The 18972-nt window shown below is 64.4% G+C and carries 19 protein-coding genes; 8 read left to right on the forward strand and 11 right to left on the reverse strand.

The window, feature by feature from the left end; translation table 11 throughout:
* The first annotated feature begins 201 nt into the window (after positions 1–201).
* The 4 genes from cheB to IEV64_RS10815 are packed head-to-tail and all read left to right on the forward strand — an operon-like array spanning position 202 to position 5203.
* Entirely contained in the window at positions 202–1302 is a 1101-nt protein-coding gene (gene cheB / locus IEV64_RS10800) for a chemotaxis-specific protein-glutamate methyltransferase CheB (protein ID WP_188423858.1), read from the forward strand.
* Positions 1303–1304: 2 nt separating this feature from the next.
* On the forward strand, positions 1305–3491 hold the full coding sequence (locus IEV64_RS10805; RefSeq protein ID WP_188423859.1) for a chemotaxis protein CheA: 2187 nt from the start codon (positions 1305–1307) through the stop codon (positions 3489–3491).
* A complete protein-coding gene (locus IEV64_RS10810) occupies positions 3491–4333 on the forward strand; it encodes a CheR family methyltransferase (protein WP_007273522.1) in 843 nt (280 codons plus the stop codon). Before IEV64_RS10805 ends, IEV64_RS10810 begins: the two co-directional genes overlap by 1 nt.
* 3 nt (positions 4334–4336) lie before the next feature.
* A complete protein-coding gene (locus IEV64_RS10815; RefSeq protein ID WP_188423860.1) occupies positions 4337–5203 on the forward strand; it encodes a CheF family chemotaxis protein in 867 nt (288 codons plus the stop codon).
* Positions 5204–5259: 56 nt separating this feature from the next.
* Here the strand turns inward: IEV64_RS10815 and IEV64_RS10820 are convergent, their stop codons facing one another.
* The 8 genes from IEV64_RS10820 to IEV64_RS10855 form a co-directional block, all read right to left on the reverse strand.
* The gene (locus tag IEV64_RS10820; RefSeq protein WP_188423861.1) at positions 5260–5622 is read right to left on the reverse strand and encodes a hypothetical protein; all 363 of its coding nucleotides are present in this window, start codon (positions 5620–5622) and stop codon (positions 5260–5262) included.
* A 75-nt stretch (positions 5623–5697) separates the two neighbouring features.
* Positions 5698–6711 (reverse strand): CheF family chemotaxis protein, encoded by a 1014-nt coding sequence (locus IEV64_RS10825; RefSeq protein ID WP_004970796.1) that lies wholly within the window; start codon positions 6709–6711, stop codon positions 5698–5700.
* Between the two features lie 101 nt (positions 6712–6812).
* Positions 6813–8555 carry an archaellar assembly protein FlaJ gene (gene flaJ / locus IEV64_RS10830; RefSeq protein ID WP_007273518.1) on the reverse strand — a complete coding sequence of 581 codons (1743 nt, stop codon included), beginning with the start codon at positions 8553–8555 and terminating at the stop codon, positions 6813–6815.
* 4 nt (positions 8556–8559) lie between these two features.
* Positions 8560–10224: a type II/IV secretion system ATPase subunit gene (locus tag IEV64_RS10835; protein ID WP_188423862.1), complete on the reverse strand. Its 1665-nt coding sequence runs from the start codon at positions 10222–10224 to the stop codon at positions 8560–8562.
* Positions 10225–10974: an archaellum protein ArlH gene (arlH, locus tag IEV64_RS10840; RefSeq protein ID WP_004970800.1), complete on the reverse strand. Its 750-nt coding sequence runs from the start codon at positions 10972–10974 to the stop codon at positions 10225–10227.
* Positions 10971–11420: an archaellum stator protein ArlG gene (arlG, locus tag IEV64_RS10845; protein ID WP_007273516.1), complete on the reverse strand. Its 450-nt coding sequence runs from the start codon at positions 11418–11420 to the stop codon at positions 10971–10973. The genes arlH and arlG overlap by 4 nt, the downstream gene beginning before the upstream one ends.
* A complete protein-coding gene (gene arlF, locus IEV64_RS10850; protein ID WP_007273515.1) occupies positions 11421–11858 on the reverse strand; it encodes an archaellum stator protein ArlF in 438 nt (145 codons plus the stop codon). It lies immediately after the preceding gene.
* Positions 11842–13305, reverse strand: coding sequence for a flagella accessory protein C (locus tag IEV64_RS10855; protein WP_188423863.1), 1464 nt, complete (start codon positions 13303–13305; stop codon positions 11842–11844). Before IEV64_RS10855 ends, arlF begins: the two co-directional genes overlap by 17 nt.
* Positions 13306–13600: 295 nt before the next feature.
* On the opposite strand from IEV64_RS10855, the gene IEV64_RS10860 reads away from it, so the two are divergent.
* Positions 13601–14341: an RAD55 family ATPase gene (locus tag IEV64_RS10860; protein WP_004063737.1), complete on the forward strand. Its 741-nt coding sequence runs from the start codon at positions 13601–13603 to the stop codon at positions 14339–14341.
* A gap of 325 nt (positions 14342–14666) precedes the next feature.
* On the opposite strand, the gene IEV64_RS10865 is transcribed toward IEV64_RS10860, so the two are convergent.
* The 3 genes from IEV64_RS10865 to IEV64_RS10875 form a co-directional block, all read right to left on the reverse strand.
* Entirely contained in the window at positions 14667–15263 is a 597-nt protein-coding gene (locus IEV64_RS10865; protein WP_188423864.1) for an archaellin/type IV pilin N-terminal domain-containing protein, read from the reverse strand.
* A 9-nt stretch (positions 15264–15272) separates the two neighbouring features.
* A complete protein-coding gene (flgA1, locus tag IEV64_RS10870; protein WP_007273512.1) occupies positions 15273–15914 on the reverse strand; it encodes an archaellin A1 in 642 nt (213 codons plus the stop codon).
* Between the two features lie 214 nt (positions 15915–16128).
* Positions 16129–16467 carry an ArsR/SmtB family transcription factor gene (locus IEV64_RS10875; RefSeq protein ID WP_004043733.1) on the reverse strand — a complete coding sequence of 113 codons (339 nt, stop codon included), beginning with the start codon at positions 16465–16467 and terminating at the stop codon, positions 16129–16131.
* 132 nt (positions 16468–16599) lie between these two features.
* Between IEV64_RS10875 and IEV64_RS10880 the strand changes: the two genes are divergently transcribed.
* From IEV64_RS10880 to IEV64_RS10890, 3 genes are all read left to right on the forward strand, one after another.
* Entirely contained in the window at positions 16600–17277 is a 678-nt protein-coding gene (locus IEV64_RS10880; protein ID WP_007273511.1) for a DUF7500 family protein, read from the forward strand.
* A gap of 141 nt (positions 17278–17418) precedes the next feature.
* On the forward strand, positions 17419–17787 hold the full coding sequence (cheY, locus tag IEV64_RS10885) for a chemotaxis protein CheY (protein WP_004043735.1): 369 nt from the start codon (positions 17419–17421) through the stop codon (positions 17785–17787).
* Complete coding sequence (locus IEV64_RS10890) at positions 17784–18971, forward strand: chemotaxis protein CheC (protein ID WP_007273510.1); 1188 nt, start codon at positions 17784–17786, stop codon at positions 18969–18971. Before cheY ends, IEV64_RS10890 begins: the two co-directional genes overlap by 4 nt.
* Position 18972: the final 1 nt, after the last annotated feature.

Genomic DNA, 18972 nt, shown 5'->3' on the forward strand with positions numbered 1-18972 from the left:
GGTCAGATTCAGCGTATAAAGGTACGTACCCGATTATCAGCCGTGATTATCCTCGCCGAGTGTTTATATACCCGATTTCCGAACCTCGGGGTAGATGAGCGGTCTACGAAACGGCACACGAAACAATCCACCGACCCCTCGACGGGGGGCCCGCTCGGCGACCCGTCGCGCCCGTCGTTCCCACACCGGGAGGTGGGGGCGATGAGTTCGGCCGCCGGCGCGGACTCGACGCGAGCGGTCGTCGTCGACGACTCGCGGTTCATGCGGACGCTGATTCGCACGCTCCTCGAAGACGCCGACGTCGAGGTCGTCGCGGAGGCGGCAGACGGCCGCGAGGCGGTATCGGTGGTCGAGGCGAACCGACCGGACGTGGTGACGATGGACATCGAGATGCCCGAGATGAACGGGCTCGACGCGGTCGAGGCCATCATGGAGGAGTGTCCGACGCCCGTCCTCATGCTCTCGGCGCACGCCGAGGAGGACGCCGACGTGACGTTCGAGGCGCTCGACCGCGGGGCGGTCGACTTCGTGACGAAGCCGGGCGGCGAAGTCACCTCGGAGATGCCCCGCGTCAAGCGGGAACTGGTCGAGAAGATTCAGTCCGCCGCGGCGGTCGACCTCTCGGCGACGCGCCGGGGGGCTCGCCCGCCGAAGACGGGACAGAAGCCGGCGGCGACCGCGGCGGCGACGACCTCGACCGCGGCGGCCGCCGAGTCGCTTCCGACCGAGGGTTCGACGCTGATTATCGGCGCGTCCACGGGCGGACCGAACGTCGTCGAGCGGTTGCTCGCGGCGCTCCCCGAGGAGGCCGGGCTCCGCGTGCTCGTCGTCCAGCACATGCCGGCCGGGTTCACGAAGCGCTTCGCGGCGCGGCTCGACGGCCGCTGTGACTACGAGGTCCGCGAGGCCGAAGACGGCGAGCGAATCGGCCCCGGACAGATTCGAATCGCACCCGGCGGCTCGCACCTCCTCGTGACCGGCGACCGCGCCGGACGCCTCCGGCTCGAACTCTCCGACGACGAGCCGCTCCACGGCGTCAAACCGGCCATCGACCTCACGATGGCGTCGGCCGCGGAGGCGGTCGACGCGCCGCTGGCCGGCGTCCTGCTGACGGGCATGGGCCGCGACGGCGTCGAGGGGATGACCCGAATCAAGCGGGCGGGCGGCCACACGGTCGCACAGGACGAGGAGACGTCCGCAATCTTCGGGATGCCGAAGCGGGCCATCGAGGCCGGCTGTGTCGACACCGTCTCCGCCGACGAGCGAATCGCAGACGAAGCACTCAGCGGGCTCACTACCTGACCATGGACGAAGAACTCTACCAAGCATTCATCACCGAGAGCGAAGAGAGCATCACGCAGTTGAACAACTCGCTTCTGTCTTTGGAGTCGAACCCGGACGACACCGAGGCAATCGACGACATCTTCCGGCAGGCCCACACGCTGAAGGGCAACTTCGGCGCGATGGGCTTCGACAACGCCGCGACGGTCGCCCACGCCGTCGAGGACCTCCTCGACGAGATTCGCCACGAGCGACTCGACGTGACGGCCGAGCGGATGGACCTCGTCTTCGACGGGATGGACCTCATCGTGGAAATCCTCCACGACATCGAGGAGAACGGCGAGTCCACCATCGACCCGACCGACACGGTCGAGGAGATTCGCGCGGCCGTCGAGGACGGCGGTGACGCGGGAAACTCGAACACGGCGGCGTCTGACGAGGCCGACCGCGAGTCGGTCGACCTCGACACGCTCGCCGCCAACTGCGTCGACGCGGACACCCTCGACGCGACCACGCTCACCCACGCCCACGTCGAACTCGACGCGGGCCAGATGAAGGGCGTCGACGCCGGTATCTTCCTCAGTAGCATCCCCGAGGACCTCGACGTGGTCGGGGCGAACCCGAGCCGCGACGCCATCGAGGACGGCGAGTTCGGCGACGGCTTCGACCTGTTCGTCGCCGAGCGCGACGCCGCGGTCGTCGAGAGCGAACTCGACGGCCTCTGGAAGGTTTCGACGGTCGAGACGACCGACGTGTCCGACGCGCTCGCCGGCGGCGACGAGTCCGCCCCGGCGGCCGACGCTGACGGCATAGACGTTGGCGACGTGGACGCCACCGACGCTTCCGAGAGCGACGACGGGGCCGAAGGCGACGCCGACGAAACCGCGTCGCCCGACTCCGAGTCGCCCGAAAGCGAAAGCGACGAGGAAGCGACGGCGGACGACGAGTCGCCGTCGGACGCCGACGAGGAGGAGAACAAAAAAGAGGCTCGTTCCATCTCGGCGGTCAAGTCCGTCCGCGTGGACGTCGACCAGCTCGACGAACTCCACGAGCTCGTCGAGCAGTTGGTGACGAGCCGCATCAAGCTCAGAAACGCTATCGACGTGGGGCAGACGACCGCGCTCGACACGCTCGACGAGCTGGACAAGATATCGTCGAACCTCCAGAACACCGTGATGGACATGCGGCTCATCCCGCTGAAGAAGGTGTTCGACAAGTTCCCCCGGCTCGTGCGCGACCTCGCCCGCGAGCAGGACAAGCGCGTCTCGTTCAAAGTCGAGGGCGCGGACATCGAACTCGACCGCACCATCCTCGACGAGATTTCCGACCCGCTGATGCACGTCCTCCGGAACGCCGTCGACCACGGCATCGAGGAACCCGACGTGCGCGAGGCGAACGGCAAGTCCCGAACGGGGACCATCCGGCTCTCCGCGCGCCGCCAACACGACACCGTCATCGTGACCGTCGAGGACGACGGGAGCGGTATCGACGCCGACGCCGTCCGCGACAAGGCGGTCGACAAGGGCGTGGCGACCCGCGAGGAACTGGACCAGATGCCCGACAGCGAGGTGTACGACTACATCTTCCACCCCGGCTTCTCGACCAACGACGAAATCACGGACGTCTCCGGCCGCGGCGTCGGCATGGACGTGGTGAAGACGACCGTCGAGTCGCTCGACGGCTCGGTGTCGGTCGACAGCGAACCCGGCGAGGGAAGCACGTTCAACATCCGGCTTCCGGTGTCGGTCGCCATCATCAAGGTGCTTTTCGTCCAGGTCGAAGACCGCGAGTTCGGCGTCCCCATCAAGTACATCGACGAGATTAGCCGCCGCGACCGCGTCCAGACGGTCAACGGCGCGGAGGTCATCGTCCACGAGGAGACCATCTTCCCCTTGATTCGGCTCCGCGAGGCGCTCGAAATCGACTCGCCCGAGCCCGACGACGGCATGGTGGTCCGCATCCGCCCCGACGACAGGCAGGTCGCGCTCCACTGCGACGGCGTGACGAAACAGGAGGAAGTCGTCGTGACGCCCCTGCAGGGGCCGCTTTCGGGCGTCGGCGGGCTGTCGGGAACGGCCGTCATCGGCGACGGGAACGTCATCCCGATTCTGGACGTGTCGACGCTCGCGCTCCCGGCCGAAAGCGAGCAGGCGATGCGCGAGTTCGACCCGAGCCAGCTCCCCGGGACCACCGAGGAGGCGGCCGACTGATGCCCTCGTCGGCGACCGACGACCCGGCGTTCGGCCGGCTCTTGGACTACATCGAAGACGCCCTGCGGTTCCAGACGAGCTCGTACAACGACGCCTATCTCGACCGCCGAATCTCCGCCCGGATGCGGCGGCGGCGCGTGGACGACTACGGGACGTACCACGACCTGCTCACCGACGACGAGGAGGAACAGCAGGCGCTCCTCGACGCGCTTTCGGTCAACGTGACGAGCTTCTTCCGGAACCCCGAGGTGTGGGAGGCGCTCCGCGAGGTGCTCCGCGACCTGAGTTCGCGGGGGAGCCGCCACGACCCCATCAAGGTGTGGAGCGCCGCCTGCTCCGACGGCCGCGAGGCCTACTCGCTGGCGATGCTCGCCCACGACGACGACCGCGTCGACGAGCGCCGCATCGAAATCGTCGGCACGGACATCAAACGCGAGATTCTTCGCGCCGCCAGAGCGGGGGAGTACCGCGCGTCTGAGACCAACGACGTGGCCGAACAGCTCGACCCCATCGGCCGGTGGGAGCGCTTTGTCGACCGCGACGGCGACAGCTTCCAAGTGAAAGACGCCGTCACCGACATGGTCAGCTTCGAGCGGCGAGACCTCATCCGCGAGGAGCCGCCGGGGACGTTCGACCTCGTCGTCTGCCGGAACCTGTTCATCTACATCAACACCGAGTCGAAACGGGCCGTCTTCGAGACGCTCGGCTCCGCGCTGAAGCCGGACGGCTACCTCACCATCGGCATGACCGAAACCATCCCACCGACGTGTCGACAGCAGTTCGACCCCGTCGAGAAACGACTCCGCATCTACCGCGCGAGCGACACCGCGGTCGGGAGGTGAGCGATGAAGCCCGGTGAGCAAAAGCTCGGAGACACCCGCGGGCGGTTCCTCCAGGTCGTCAAGAACGGCCGGGAGATGCACGACGTGGACTGGACGAGCGGTCGCATCCTGCTTTCGAACAGGCGGCTCATCCTCGCTGGCACCGGCGGCAAGCGGACGATTCAGCTCTCGAAGATACGGGAGTTCGGCGGCCGATACGACGTGAACCAGCGCATCGCGACCGTCTCCGACTACTTCAGCGTCCACATCCCGTCGGGCGTCGTCCTGCTCGCGCCCGTCGACTACGACGAGTTCGAGACGGACTTCTTCGGCGCGCTCCTCAACACCGAGCAGTTCCTCGCGCGACACCCCGCGGTCGCCGGCGGCGTCGTCCAGAACACCGAGTGGGAGAAATCCCGGCTCAAAGTCGAGACGGAGGCCGTGAGCATGGCGACCGTCGGCGGCAAGTTCGTCGAAATCCGCCTCGACGACATCGGCGACGTGAAGACCGGCGAGCGGACCATCGTCGACGAACACCGGAGCGTCATCGAGGTCGAACACTCCGACGACGAGGGGACGAGCCTCCAGACGTACATCTCCGGCTCCGACCGCGCCATCAGTTTCCTCTACACGCTCCTCCGCGAGGGCGAGGAGCTTTCCGAGACCTCTATCGACCTGAGCGAGACGGACAAGCAGGTCCTCACGGCGCTGTACTCCGGCGTCTCGCCGTTCGACATCCCGAACTTCCTCGGCCTCGACGTGGACGAGGTCGAAGAGCTCTTTCAGCGACTCATCGACCACAACGTCGTCGAGGAGATTCGCGTGCGCCACGAGGTGCAACTCAACGCTCGCGGCCGCAGTATCGCCTCGGACGCCATCAACGAGCAGTAACCGACACTCGGATTTTCGCGGCGCAGTCACCGACGGAGAGCGACGCGTCGCGCTCGTCAGTCGTCGCTCGCGCGCCGCGAGGCCCGGTCGAGCGCGATTCCGGCGTAGACGCCTCCTAACCAGACTCCGGCCAAGAGAACGATGCCCCGCACGCGCTCTCCGGGTTCGAAGCCTAGACCGTAAATCGCAAGAATCGGTAACAGAGCGCTCAAGACGCCGACTATCGTGTACCAAAAGTGGTCATTCGGCCCGGACCACCGCCAGCGGTACGCGGGGAACGCGGCGACTCCGAAACCCACGATTGTGTACGTGAGAAGGAGGACGACACCGACCAACGCGTGGCCGTGTCGGAAGCCGAAGAAATAGCTGACTGCACTTCCGAGTCCCAGCCCGACGAGCGACGAAGTCCGCGTCCGCATGGTGACAGAATCAGTTGCGCGGCTGATAGTTCTTCGCAACCACCGGACGGCACTGATTCCGACAGAAAAACGGTTTCAGACGTTCACGTCTTCGATTTCCTCGTTGACGACGAACCGACCCTGCGGCGTCAGCGAGGTCGGGAGCTCGTCGTCGCCGATGAGTTCCTCATCGTGGAGCTTCTCCAGTTCCGCGTCGAGGACCGCCTCGTCGACGCCGAGCAGTTCGCTGAAGTCGACCTCTGCGGCCATCTCGCCTGCGGAGTACAGCCCGACGAGGACTTCGAGGCCCTGTTCTGTGACCTCGACGTCGCGGACGCCCGACTTTATCCAGTGGTAGACGAGTCGGAGGTAGCGCCCGAGGATGTTCATCTTCCGCCGGGAGTCGAGCGTTATCTCGGAGGTGACCGTCTGGCCCTGTTTGACGTGCTGGACCGAAAGCACCAGTCGCGTTTCGCCGTCGACGGTCCGTTCGAGCACCTCGAAGAAGATGACGCTCGCGAGGTCGATGTGGAACGGCTCGCCGTTCTCGGTGAGCGGGCCGTCGTCGTCGGGGAACGTGACGGCCTCGTAGTCGAGATGCAGGCCCGAGGGGCGGCGCTCCGTGTCGAGGACGCGCCCGCCGATGCGGGCCGGGTGAGTGACCTGCGCGCGCGAGCCGTTGAGCGCCGCGCGGAACAGCAACAGCGAGAACTTCTCGATGGTCTCGCGGTCGCCGCCGATGACGGTCGTCCGGCGCTGGCGGCCGATGATGTAGCCCACCATCACCGTGTAGTCGAAGAACTCCTCGACCTCCGGAGGGACCTGCCCGACGGCGATGTCGAAGATGGAGGTGATGGGGATGACGGTCTTCGCCTTCGACGTGGCGAGGATGAGCCGCCGTTGGCTCATCAGGACGCGGCCCTTGACGGGTTCGAACGAGGCGTTGCCGCCGGCGACGAAGTTGGCGACGAAGTCGACGACGATGGACTCGCCGTCGCTGGTCCGTTTTTCCGTCTGCTTCTTCGAGCGCTCCCGCTCTTGTTCCTCGCGTTCGTCCGACGGTTCGGACTTCTTCCGACGGTACGCCTGCAGGAGGTCGCTTTTCGCCACGTCGCCCCCCTCGGGCGCGCGGGAACGAGCCTCCTGTGCGGTCTGTTCGCCTCCTGTGTCTGGCATCGTATCTCGGGTCTGTCTCTGTGGTCCGTCGTCAGTCATACACTAATCAGCGCTCCTGCGAGCGACGAGGTGGCGACCGCCATCAGCGAGCCCACCCAGACGAGCATCACGAAGTGGAGGTAGGCGTTCGCCTTGTGCCCGCCGTCGACCATCCGAATCATGAGCGACGACAGCAGGGCGTTAAACAGGATGATGAGCGTCAGCATGTACTCGATGAAGGGCACGTCGTAGACGCCGGCGTAGATGAGCGTCCCGAACTGGAGGCTGTCGAGGTTCATCTGCGTCGAAAACGACGCGAGAATCTCGACGACTTCCAGCCCGATGAAGAAGGCGAACGACGCGGAAGCCGTGATGCCGTAGAGGACGCCGATGAGCGTGACGGTCGACTGCTTTCGCTGTCGGCGGAGCTTGATAATCTCGTTCATGTTGCGGCTGATGAGTTCGCCGAGGAGCTTCGGCTTGCCACCCATCGACCGGCCGACGTTGTACATCTCGGAGAACTTCTGGACGAGGTACGAGTTCGTCTCCGCGGTGAAGAAGAACCACGAACGGTCGGGGTCGAGCCGCATCCGAAGCCGGGTGTACAGCCGGGAGATTTCACGCGAGAGGACGCCGAAGTCCTTGGTCTTGAGCGTCTTCAGGACGGCCGTGGTCGTGCTCTGTTTCGCCGTCTCCGAGGCCCCGAGCGCGCGGATGAAGCCGGGGTACTCCTCGTCGCGCTCGCCGATGCGCTTTTCGTGGCGACGCGCGACGATTCCGGGGACCGCAAGCGGCGTCAGCGGCGTCGAGATGAGAAGCGGAATCGGGAGTTCAATCATGATTGGCCGGACCGTCGCGCCGACGGGGGTCAGGTCGAACGTGCCCAACGCGAGCACGAGCACCATCGTGATAGAGAGGCCGACCGCGCCGTACAGCGTGATGTCTATCTGCCGGTTCGCCTTCGTCCGGTACTCGGGCTGGTGGAACCAAAGCGGGTCGTACGGCGACATCGTCCGGATGACGAAGTAAAAGCCCAACTGCACGAAGACGAAAAGCACGATGACCGCGCCGATGGTCATCGTCGCGTCGGTCCCCGTCAGGATGGGGAGCACGATGGCGTTGATGATGGCGAACGTCATCGACAGAATCATCGAGAGGTAGAGGTCCTTCATGACCTCCAGGTTCCCCAGCGCGCTCTCGTAGACGGTGATGTACTTCTGAATCATCGCGTTTTGCTCGCCGAGGAGGAAGTCGTCGATGCTCTGGCCGGCGTTGATGGAGTACGCGAGCCTGTCGAGGAAGTCCGCGAGGGGCTTCGACGGCACCTCCCGCGCGCGCCGCTGACAGGCGTCGTCGAGCGACTGGTTCCACGCGTCGACCAGTTGGACGATGCGGTTCATCTCGGTCGCCAACTCGCCGTATTCCTCCTCGCGCGCGAGCGTTCGGAACACGGCGACGCGGTCGATGTTCGTCGTCGAGAGCACGGTCATGTGCGTGATGAGGAGATGGAGCTGGTTCTCCAGACTGCGGCGGGTCTGCTCGACGAGGAGCCGCGGGTAGAGGACGGCCCCGCCCAAGAGCAACACGCCGAGGAGGAACACGGGGATGCGGACGAGGAGGGGGAACGGAAGCGCGATAGCTCCGGCCAGGGAGAGGACGAAAAACACGATGGCGGGGCCGAGCACCGCGAGCAGGTAGCGCGAAAGCTCCATCGGCATCTGCTCGTACGACTCGATGATGTCGCTGATGAAGTCCCGGACCTGCACCGCCTGCATCGACGCGCTCTGTTCCCCTGCCATCTCGCTACACCCTCGCCATGTCGAACGGCAGTCCCTCGACGCCGTCGCGTTGGTAGTCCTCGATGAGTTCGTTCACCTCGTGGTAGCCGAGGACGTTCTCCTGAATCGCCCGGCGGACGAGTTCGGCGCGGAACTGGATGTCGTCGTATATCTTCCGCGTGTCGTCGTAACCGAGGAGCGTCGCGACCTTCTGTTCCATGATGAAGGAGTTGTTCATCCCCTGGAAGATGATCTCGTCTTGGACGGGGTCCCAGTAGAACGCCTCGCGGGTGACGACGCCGCCCATCTCCTTCGAGTAGCCCTCGATTTCCTGCACGCTCGTCACTCGGCGCAGGATGTCGTTGCCCCGGCGGACGCGGTTCTGGAACAGCGCGATGTCGCAGTTGTCCATGAACGTCTCGGGGACGTTGATGGGGTCGCCGGTGAAACGCTGAATCATCGAGACGATGTCGGACGCGTGGAACGTGAGCATCACCGGGTGGCCGGTCTGGGCCGCCTGGAACGCCATGCGCCCCTCCTCGCCACGGACCTCCCCCACGATGATGTAGTCGGGGCGAGAGCGGAGCGCGGCCGCGACGAGGTCGAACATGTCGACTTCGGAGTCGGAGCCGCGGCCCTCGCGGGTGAGGAGCTGCTGCCACGTGTCGTGCGGCGGGAGCACCTCGGCGGTGTCCTCCGCGGTGTAAATCTTCGAGTCCTGCGGGATGAACGAGAGGATGGCGTTGAGCGTCGTCGTCTTCCCCGATGCCGTCTCGCCGACCACGAAGATGGTTCGCTCGTTCTCCAGCGCGATCCAGAGGTACGCGGCCAGTTCGGGTGAGAGCGTCCCCCACTTGGCGATCTGGAACACCGAAAGCGGCACGTCGTCGCCCTGACGGATGGTGAGCGACGACCCCTTCAGCGACACGTCGTCGGAGTAGATGATGTTGATACGCGAGCCGTCGGGGAGCGTGGAGTCGACGATGGGGTGGGCGTCGGAGACGGGGTCACCGATGCGTTCACCCATGTTGCGGAGCCAGTTGTCGAACTGCTCGGTGTCGTCGAACTCGACGCTCGTCTCCAACAGCCCGAAGGTCCCGTGGTCGACGTCGACCTGACTGGGACCGATGACGTGAATGTCCTCGTTCTCCGGGTCGCGCATGATGGGTTCGAGCGGGCCGAGGCCGACGATGTCGCGGACGAGTCGGTACTGAATCTTGTCGTAGGTCGTCTGCGAGACCTCGATGCCGGCCACGTCGAGGCGTTTCGCCACCGAGCCGAGCGGCCCGCGGTCGTCGCCCTCGATGTGGACGATTTCGGAGAGCAACTCCTCGATGCGCTCCTCGTAGTCGGCGCTCTCTTCGGGCGCCGGCTTCGAGACGCTCCGTTCGAGCAGTTTGTCCTTGACCCGAGCGAACACCTCGAGTTCGTCGTCGTCCATCTCGGGTTCGATGGTGTAGTACTTCGTCGTCTCGCCGAAGTTGCCGTATATCTGGCAGAACACGGGACCGCCCAGCGGGTAGATGATGTTCGGACGCCGGGACTCGTAGTCGCCCGGCTCGTCGACGAGCATCGGGAACTCCCCGGTGATCTGCCGGAACCGCTTGAGGTGGTCCCGGAGATGCGGCCACTGCATTGCGAGGCGCTTGAGGTCGTCCGACAGCCTGGCGGAGCCGTGTTCGGTCGCCATCTACGCCACGCTCCTCGACTCGATGACGAGTCCGATACCCGACCGGACCGAAAAGCCGACGCGGTCGCCGACCTGCTGGCCCATCCCCGCAAAGCGCTTCACGAAGATGTTCCGGCGAACGTCGTTTCCGACCTCCACCATCTCCAGTTCGAAGTAGACGTCGGCGATAGAGCGGAACGGACCGATGGAGCCCTCGTCGACCGACGACGGGTCGACGGTGATGATGATGGTCTTGCCCTTCGTCGTCAGCTCACGGAAAAACGAGATGATTTCGAGGGCGGCCTGCCGCTCGTCGTTCTGCCGGACCAGCGCCTCGAACTGCGGGTCGTTGCGCAGGATGGCGTCGAACGTGTCGATGATGATGACGTCGGCGTCCCAGAGCGTCTCGGCGTCCATCAGTCGCCGGAGGAGCTGTTTGCGCTCCTTCTGACTGCTCCCCCCGGAGAGCGCGCCGCTACTGTCGATTTCGGCCTGGAGGAACAGGATTCGCTCGTCGAGCAGATGCTTGACGATGTCGTACGAAAGCGAGTGCATCTGGTCGAGGAAGCCGCGGACGCCCAGCTCGGTCGAGACGAGCGTCACCACCGTTTCCTCGTCGCAGAAGCCGTAGCTGAACCGCTGCGACAGCACGCTTTTGCCGGCGCCGTAGTCCCCTTCGATGAGGACGATTGCACCCTTTGGGATGCCACCGCCGAGTTCCTTTTCGAGACGGTCGTGCCCGGATAGCCCGAGAGAGAATTGACTGCTCATGATACGCGGAATTCGAACACCTCTTCGTCACCGTCGACGACGACGGTCATCCGGTAGTCGCCCGAGGTCAACGCGATGTCCGTCACCGTGAGTTCGATGACGTTGCTCGGCCGCCACTCGGTGCCGTCGACGACGTTCACCGTGACGTTGGTCTGATACTGTCCACCGACGATGATGTCGAAGCCGCCGCTGGTCGCCGGGAGCGTCCTGAGGCCGGTGTTCTTGACGTATATCGAGAGGTTGTCGCTCGCGCCGTCGTAGACGCCCGCCTCCGGGTCGCTTATGACTTCGATGTCGGTTCTGATCTCCGTGCTCACGTCGCCGCCGCGCTCGTCGACCGAATTGCTGATTCCGGTCACGGTGTCGATGAGGACACCCGAAACACCGGCGGCGACGACGATGCTGGCGATGAACAGGATGAGGCTCGGAACGGAGATGTCGGCCATCTAGCTCACCACCTCCGTCGCGGCGACGCCGCTTCCGGTGACGACTTTCACCCGTGCGGGCGTGGGATCGGCGTCGACCACGAGGCTGAGATTCTCGCCGGCGTACCAGAGGTCGGTCGCGGCGTCGCCGTCGACGGTCGCGTTGGCCGGCGGCACGTCGACGTAGGCGTTGTCGACGAGCAGAGTTGTCTCGCTCACTGACAGCGTCTCCGAGCCGACGTTCGTCAGGTTCACCGTGAGGGTCGTGTTGTTCGCGTCGTAGGTCGCGTTCGTGACCGCGATGTCCGTGTTCGTCCGTTCGAGCGCCCGCTCCGCGTCGGCGTCCTGCGCTTCGAGCACGTTCTCCGACGCGTTGGACGTCGCTGTGTACAGCGACCCCGTGGCGACGAGGACGCCGAGGAAGATGATGGCGGTCGAGCCGCTAACACCGAATCCCATCGAATCTCCCCCCGTAGGCGACCAGCTCCTCGTACAGCTGTCCCCGCGGAACGTCCTCCGCGAGTCGGCAGACGTACGCGAGGCTCGTCTGGTGGTCGTCGATGCGGAGTTCGTGGTCGTCGGCGTCCTCGACCGACGGCGCTATCTGCCCGATGTGGGCGTTCAGCTCGCTCTCGACGGCGCGCGATATCCAGTCCTGCTCCCGATACTGGCGGAGCGCGCGCGACGCGCCGAGTGCGCCGCCGACGGAGACGAGGTGTTCGGCCCATTCGAGCACGAGCACCTCGGAGACGTAGTTCGACGGGAGTCCCGTCAGGTAGGCGTCCGACGCTTCGACCGACGCGGACGGCTCGGGTTCGGCGGCCGCCTCGTCGTCGCCCGAGGGCTCGTCGTTGGCCGCCGCGGTGGCGTACTCGGCCTCCAGTTCGTCGAGCGTCTTGCGGACGTCGCCGTCGGCGTCTTCGACCTCGGCTTCGGGGTCGAGCGGTTCGTCGTCGAAGGCGTCATCGAGGTCGTCGACCGCTTCGACGTCCGCTTCCTCGTCGTCGTCGGTCTCGGCCTCGACCGGGTCGACGTCGTCGAGCGCCTCGTCTTCGCTCTCGTCTTCGAGGTCGGCCAATTCGTCGTCGAGGTCCGTCTCAGCGTCGAGGTCGTCGTCGAGGTCGGTCCCCGCGTCATCCGCCTCCGCGTCGTCCTCGTCGTCCCAGCCGCCGCCCTCCTCGTACTGTTCTTTGAGGTCGTCGAAGCTCGCGCCGCCCGCGCCGCCCGAGTCGTCAGCCTCGTCGGTCTCGTCGGCCTCGTCGTCGCCGTCGTCGAGGGCGTCAGCGGGGCTTTCGCGCTCCGCTTCCACGAGTTCGTCCTCGGCGGCGAGCTCCGCTTCTTTCGCGCCCTCCTCGGCGTCGAGCTCGCCGAAGTCGTCGTCGAAGAACGACTCGGCGTCGGCGTTCGCCACCTCGGGGTCGAGATGCTCTTCGTCCTCGGCTTCCGCCTCGAAGAGCCCGAACGCGCCGCCGCCGTCGAGGCCGCCCATCTCGCGGGCGTCGTCGACGAACGGGTTGATGCCGCGGGTGACCATCTCGTAGATGTCGAGTAGTTTGCGAATCGTGTCGTCGAGCTCTTCGACGGTCTCTCCGATCTGTTTGTTCTCTTCGCGGACGGTGTTCATCCCCGACGAGATGGCGCTTACTTCGTTCTCGAGTTCGCCGATGCGATCTTCGAGCTCTGCGAGTTCCTCGCTGTTGTCGTCGCCGAATCCGCCGAAATCGTCGTCGTCGAATCCGTCGTCGAGGTCGTCGCCGAAGTCACCAAACTCGTCCGAGAGGTCGTCGATCCCCTCCTCGAATCCAAGTCCATCGTCTGATGACATGTGTTGTCCTTCCGTCGTTTCGTCCCCGGCGTCGGCCGCGTCTTCGTCGTTCTGCCACTCCATCATGCTCGCAGCGAGCACCTCCCCACCGTCTGCGGGGGTGCTCGTTGGAGCGACGGCCTGTCACCCGGCCGAGCGGCGGACCGGCCGGGGCGGTCCGACGGACTCGGGGGAGCAGGTAACATTGATGCAAAGGTACGTAAGTCGGTACAAGAAAGTTCCCGTCCCGTTATCAGTCCCGATATTCGAACGGCTCTGGGTTTCTCTCCCACGAACGTGTAATAAAAGTCAGACGACGCCGTAGCGGCGGTAAGAAGAATTATCCGGCGTCGGCACGGACGTTCGTCCGACAGTCAACACACGGTTTAACACAATCATGACAGAACTAGTCAAGACCGGTGTCGAAGGGCTCGATTCCATCCTGAACGGCGGTATCGTCAAGAACGCCGCGGTACTCATAAGCGGCAATCCCGGGACGGGGAAGAGTATCCTCGGACTCCAGTATCTCTACAACGGCGTCGACCAGTTCGACGAAGGCGGCCTGTATCTCACCTTCGAAGAGACGGAAGACGACATCCGCGAGGCGGCCGAGTCCATCGGGTTCGACCGCTGGCACGAGTACGTCGAGTCCGGCGAGATCAAGGTCTACGACAAGCGAACGCTCCTCCGCGACGGTGACTTTTCGACGACGCTCGACCGCATCCTCGGCGATCTCCAGGACACCAACTACGACCGGCTCGTCCTCGACTCGCTGACGATGTTCCAGCTGTTTTTCGACGACGAGAAAGAACAGCGCCAGTACCTCCTGAAGTTCATCGACATCCTGAAGGACAGCGGTCTCACCTCGCTTCTGACCACCGAGCAGTCGGCCATCTTCCCCGAGACCGACATCGGCCTCGAAAACTTCCTGACCGACGGGAACATCTACCTCATCCAGAGTCCCGCGGGCGCGACGAGCAACCGCTACATCTGGGTGGCGAAGATGCGCAAGCAGAGCATCAAGAACTCGATGTTCCCGCTAGAAATCGCACAGGGCGGCATCAAGATATACGAGCAGGCGGCCGGGTTCTCGATGGTCGGCGAATCCCCGCCGTGGTTCGGCGAAGAGACCGAGTAACGGGTCGGCCTCGAAGACCGGCGTGGCTCCATCCCGGCGGCTCTTTTTCTGTCTTCGCCGTCAGACCGTTCCGGCTCCCCCGCACACGGGAACGCGCCGAACTCGTCGACATCGTTCGTGTTCGTCTCGCCGGTTACCGTCTCCTTTCAGTTCGTCTCTTCTCATCCCCGCAACTCACCTACGGCGGTTGCCTGTCGAGTGAGCGCGGCCTCCGATAGCGTCACTCCGACCGAGTTGCGCCGTAAGCCGTGTACTCCGAACAAACGACAGCGCCGCCGCTCGGGAGTCGGCGTCGGTAAAATAGAAGGAAAGCCGCGGAACCGGGTTACAGTTCGACGGGTTCGCCCTGCGTCTTGCCGGCGAGCTGCTGGGGCATCGTCAGGATGACCTGCGTCGTACCACCCGTGCGGGAGGTGATTTCGAGGGTGACCTGCTCACCCGTTTCGAGGCCAGTTCCCTCGATTGCATCCGTGTTGACTTCGACCTCGTAGCGGTCGTTCATGCTGTTAAGCACGCCGAAGGAATCATCATTATCAGTCACCCTCGAGAGGTTGAACTCCGTAGCAGTCGCCGTTGCAGACGTACTGTTCGTAAGGGTGACCACGTTATCGCCACTGAGGTATTTAATCGACGTTTCGTTCATGTCCACCGCGTCCGAACCAGCTGCGAGACGGACAGTAAGTGTCATGTTGTCGATGTGGTCTCCATCGCCGACCGTGCCGTGCGTGTTGAGGACTTCGACGCGGTTGGTGACCTTGTTCACGGACTGCTCTCCGGCGTCTTCGGCGGTCGCCTGCAGGAAGCCGGCCGTGTTCACGAGGACGCCCGCCGCGATTGCGGCGACCAGAACCATCGCGATGAAGACGATGAGCGTGCCAATACCGACCTGACCGCGGTCGTCGTCAGTAATGTTGTCGAACATGTGAATCACCTAGAGTGCGATGGGGTCGTTGTTGTCCTTGCCAGCGAGCTGCTGGGGCATCGTCAGGATGACCTGCGTCGTGCCACCGTTGCGGCTAGTGATGTCGAGCTTGACGGTCTGACCCGTGGCCGTCCCGTTGGCTGTGGAGCCTTCGACCGTGGAGGTGTTGATGACGATCTCCGCGCGGTCGGACTGTTCGTTCAGGACTTCGAAGGAGCCGTCGCCGTCTTCGAGAACGCCCGCGGTGAAGTTATTCCCAGTCGTCAGGTTGACCGGGTCCGCTTGGTCGTTAGCGTCATTAGTGTCGTTGTACGTGAGGGTCCGTGCGGTCGTCTCACTCAGGTACTTGACCGTCGTGTCTTCGAGAGAGACACTCCCGGAGCCGGCCGCGAGGCGAACCGTCAGGAAAACCTGGTCGACGGTGCGTTCCTCACCGGTCTGATTGACCAAGCCGTGGGCGTTGACGACGTCGACGCGGTTGGTGACCTTGTTCACAGATTGCTGTCCGGCGTCCTCGGCGGTGGCTTGCAGGAAGCCAGCCGTGTTCACGAGGACGCCCGCCGCGATTGCGGCGACCAGAACCATCGCGATGAAGACGATGAGGGTCCCGATACCGACCTGACCCCGGTCTTCGTTGATGTTTTCGAACATGGGTTTCGTGGGTTTGGTCCCACACTCGGTGGGGAGCGGGGAACCGTCACTCGTCAACTTGGAGAGGCCCTACATAACGCTACGGCCTTCAATATCAAGACTGATATCAGTAGCGCGGTGCGTCGATAAGTAAGGTTCTTCGCACGCTCACGCGAGGCACTAGTCAGCACTCGTCTCAGAAAACGTAGGGGAAAAGACCGGAGCCGGAGCAGGTTCAGTCCTGCGTAATCTTCCGCCACACGTCGTCGAGTTTGTTCTTCACCTCCGGGCGCTCAGTCACACTGACGGTGTAATCGTCGCCCTCGAAGCGGACGACGATCTCGTCGACTTCGCGGCGGTAGACGTTCGTCCGTCGATGTTCGTCGGAGAGAACCCGGTCGTGTAGTTCGAGGAGGCCCGCGGCCGTCAGTTCCTCGATCCGGCGATAACAGGTGGCGATGGGGATATCCAACATCTCGCTGAACTCCTGTGCCGAGTGAGGCTCGTCCGCGGCACGGAGGATATCCGGGTTGTATTCGTTCCCCAGCGCTGAGAGGGTCCTGTCAGACTCCATAGATAGAGATTCATCAGGACGCGCCGCTTGTCAATGTGTTGGTTGTCTATCTGCCACGTTCTCAGTCGTAGTAGTGAGGTCGCCACGCGCGGTGACGATGGGATTATATGCCACGGCACCGAGCATCCGCCGATGGACGACGAGGACGAACGTCCCCCCGCTCACCCAGAGGAGCAGGGGGTCGTCGGGACGGACGAACTCGATATCAGCCGCGACGAGCACGTCGCGGCGCTCGACACGGGTCGGTACGTCATCTCGACGGGGGAAAACAGGCCGCCAACACCGGTCGACGACGAGGCCGGTGGCGAGAGTGGACCCTCCGACTCCAACTCCGACTCCGATTCCGACGGGGCCACCCGCCCCGGTACGGAGGCGGCCGGTGAAGACGACGAGAGAGACACGAGCACCAGCGCACCCGAGCTCGTCCTCCCGAAAGACCCGAAAAAACGGGCCGTGCTCGCCCGCCGCCTGCTCGCGGAGCGCGTCGGGGCGGTCCGCGCGGACCACGCGCTCGTCACGACCGCGCTCGTCGACGGCGAGGTCGCCCGACACGAGACCGTCTCCGACGACGTGACCGACGTCGTCCACTCGTTTCTCACGTGGTACGCCGAGGCCGTCGGTAGCGCCGACACGCCGCCCGACGAGGTGCTCGGTATCCTGCTTTTAGCCTCGGAGGTTCAGGTCACCTACCCCAGTCGGGCCGTCGAGGCGCTCGCGGCCGCGAACGGACTCGGCCGCGACGACAGCATCGGTGACCTTCTCGACGCCGTCGAAGAGACGGGGGCTTCGTTCCCACCACGTCAACGCTGACGGCGGTGACATGCTCTGCGAGCGCTCTCCGAGAACCGGCGTCGACACGGCGTGACGTGGGCGATTGACGCGTCATATCCCGTATCAGCCTTGATAATGGGGAGGAAGGGTTTATGGTGTGATTTTCGGAAATCTGGAGGTATGGCAAGCAAGGTACTGGTCGTAGACGACTCCGCGTTCATGCGGAATCTCCTCAAACAGCTCCTCGAGGGTGAACACGAAGTCGTCGGCGAAGCCGAAAACGGGGTCGAAGCGGTGGAACTCTACCGCGAACTCGAACCCGATGTCGTCACGATGGACGTCGTGATGCCGATTCGTAACGGCATCGAAGCGACGTCCGAGATCAAGTCGCTCGACGCCGGCGCATCGGTCATCATGTGCACGTCGGTCGGACAGGAAGAGAAGATGCGCGAAGCGGTCGAGGCGGGGGCCGACGGCTACATCACGAAACCGTTCCAGAAGCCGAACGTGCTCCAGGCCATCGCCGACGTGATTCAGGCAGAGGCATGAATCTCGACGTCCGGTCGCTTCGCACGTTCAGTCGGCTCGCTCACTCGGGCGCGGAGAAAGCCGCGGGTTCGCTGACCACGCTCGCGGGCATCGACACGTACGTCAACGTCACCAAGGTCGAGCTCGGGACGAAGTCGGACGTGGAAAACGAGTTCGCCGAACGCGACCTCGTGAGCGTCCACATCGGCTTTTCGGGTGGCTTGGACGGCCACACCGTGTTGGCGTTCTCGCCCGAGTCCGCAGAGCGGTTGGTCGACGCGTTGATGCCGGGCATCGACGCCACCGACGCCGAGGGCGAACTCGCCGAGAGTAGCCTCAAGGAGGTCGCGAACATCATGCTCGGCGGTTTCATCGACGGCTGGGCCGACTACCTCGACACCACCGTCGACATCACGACGCCGACCTACGTCGACGACGAGAACGACGGGCCGCTCGACCACATCGAGGCCGAGGGGTTCGAAAACGGCGGCGACGACGAGCACGTCCTCGTCTTCCGCAACCAGCTGGAGGCCGCGGACAACGCCATCGAGTTCGACCTGTACATGGTGCCGACCGCCTCGTCTATCGGGACCATCGTCGAGGCGAGCGGCGACGACGGCGCGCTCCCGGTCGAGTCGTTCGCCGCCTTCTCCGAGATGATAAACGACGGCGCGAATCAGGCCTCGGAGGACATCACGGCGATGACGGGCATCGACACGACCGTCGAGGTGAGTCGGCTGAGCTTCGTCCCCATCGAGGGAGTGCCGATGTCGTTGACAGATGCGGTCCGTCGCGGCGTCGTCTTGGAGTTCAGCGGAACGCCGAGCGGCTACATCGCCATCCTCTTCGACGAGCCGTCGGCCGAGAACATCGCCAGCAGTCTCCTGCCGGGCATGGAGGGCGACGAGGCGATGCGCCAGAGCGCGATTCAGGAGATCGGAAACATCACGACTTCCGGCTTCCTCGACGGTTGGGCCAACGCGCTCGAAACGACTATCGACATCTCGCCGCCAAAGCACGTCCACGACATCGGGTCGGCCATCATCGACCCGCTCGCGACGGACCTCGCGCAGTCTCAAGAGTACGCGTTCCTCATCGACTCGACCATCCGAACGGACGACGACGAGTTCACCTGCGACATCTACGCGCTCCCCGACGAGACGGAACTGCGCAAGGCGCTCAAGCAACTCTCACCCGCCGCGTGAA

The sequence above is a fragment of the Haloferax sulfurifontis genome (assembly GCF_014635105.1).
Classification (GTDB): Archaea; Halobacteriota; Halobacteria; order Halobacteriales; family Haloferacaceae; genus Haloferax; species Haloferax denitrificans.

Excerpts from the sequence above, each read along its gene's own strand:
- cheB (WP_188423858.1), top strand. The coding sequence starts at position 202 with ATGAGTTCGGCCGCCGGCGCGGACTCGACGCGAGCGGTCGTCGTCGAC.
- IEV64_RS10805 (WP_188423859.1), top strand. The coding sequence starts at position 1,305 with ATGGACGAAGAACTCTACCAAGCATTCATCACCGAGAGCGAAGAGAGC.
- IEV64_RS10810 (WP_007273522.1), top strand. The coding sequence starts at position 3,491 with ATGCCCTCGTCGGCGACCGACGACCCGGCGTTCGGCCGGCTCTTGGAC.
- IEV64_RS10815 (WP_188423860.1), top strand. The coding sequence starts at position 4,337 with ATGAAGCCCGGTGAGCAAAAGCTCGGAGACACCCGCGGGCGGTTCCTC.
- IEV64_RS10820 (WP_188423861.1), bottom strand. The coding sequence starts at position 5,622 with ATGCGGACGCGGACTTCGTCGCTCGTCGGGCTGGGACTCGGAAGTGCA.
- flaJ (WP_007273518.1), bottom strand. The coding sequence starts at position 8,555 with ATGGCAGGGGAACAGAGCGCGTCGATGCAGGCGGTGCAGGTCCGGGAC.
- IEV64_RS10835 (WP_188423862.1), bottom strand. The coding sequence starts at position 10,224 with ATGGCGACCGAACACGGCTCCGCCAGGCTGTCGGACGACCTCAAGCGC.
- arlH (WP_004970800.1), bottom strand. The coding sequence starts at position 10,974 with ATGAGCAGTCAATTCTCTCTCGGGCTATCCGGGCACGACCGTCTCGAA.
- arlG (WP_007273516.1), bottom strand. The coding sequence starts at position 11,420 with ATGGCCGACATCTCCGTTCCGAGCCTCATCCTGTTCATCGCCAGCATC.
- arlF (WP_007273515.1), bottom strand. The coding sequence starts at position 11,858 with ATGGGATTCGGTGTTAGCGGCTCGACCGCCATCATCTTCCTCGGCGTC.
- IEV64_RS10860 (WP_004063737.1), top strand. The coding sequence starts at position 13,601 with ATGACAGAACTAGTCAAGACCGGTGTCGAAGGGCTCGATTCCATCCTG.
- IEV64_RS10865 (WP_188423864.1), bottom strand. The coding sequence starts at position 15,263 with ATGTTCGACAACATTACTGACGACGACCGCGGTCAGGTCGGTATTGGC.
- flgA1 (WP_007273512.1), bottom strand. The coding sequence starts at position 15,914 with ATGTTCGAAAACATCAACGAAGACCGGGGTCAGGTCGGTATCGGGACC.
- IEV64_RS10875 (WP_004043733.1), bottom strand. The coding sequence starts at position 16,467 with ATGGAGTCTGACAGGACCCTCTCAGCGCTGGGGAACGAATACAACCCG.
- IEV64_RS10880 (WP_007273511.1), top strand. The coding sequence starts at position 16,600 with ATGGACGACGAGGACGAACGTCCCCCCGCTCACCCAGAGGAGCAGGGG.
- cheY (WP_004043735.1), top strand. The coding sequence starts at position 17,419 with ATGGCAAGCAAGGTACTGGTCGTAGACGACTCCGCGTTCATGCGGAAT.
- IEV64_RS10890 (WP_007273510.1), top strand. The coding sequence starts at position 17,784 with ATGAATCTCGACGTCCGGTCGCTTCGCACGTTCAGTCGGCTCGCTCAC.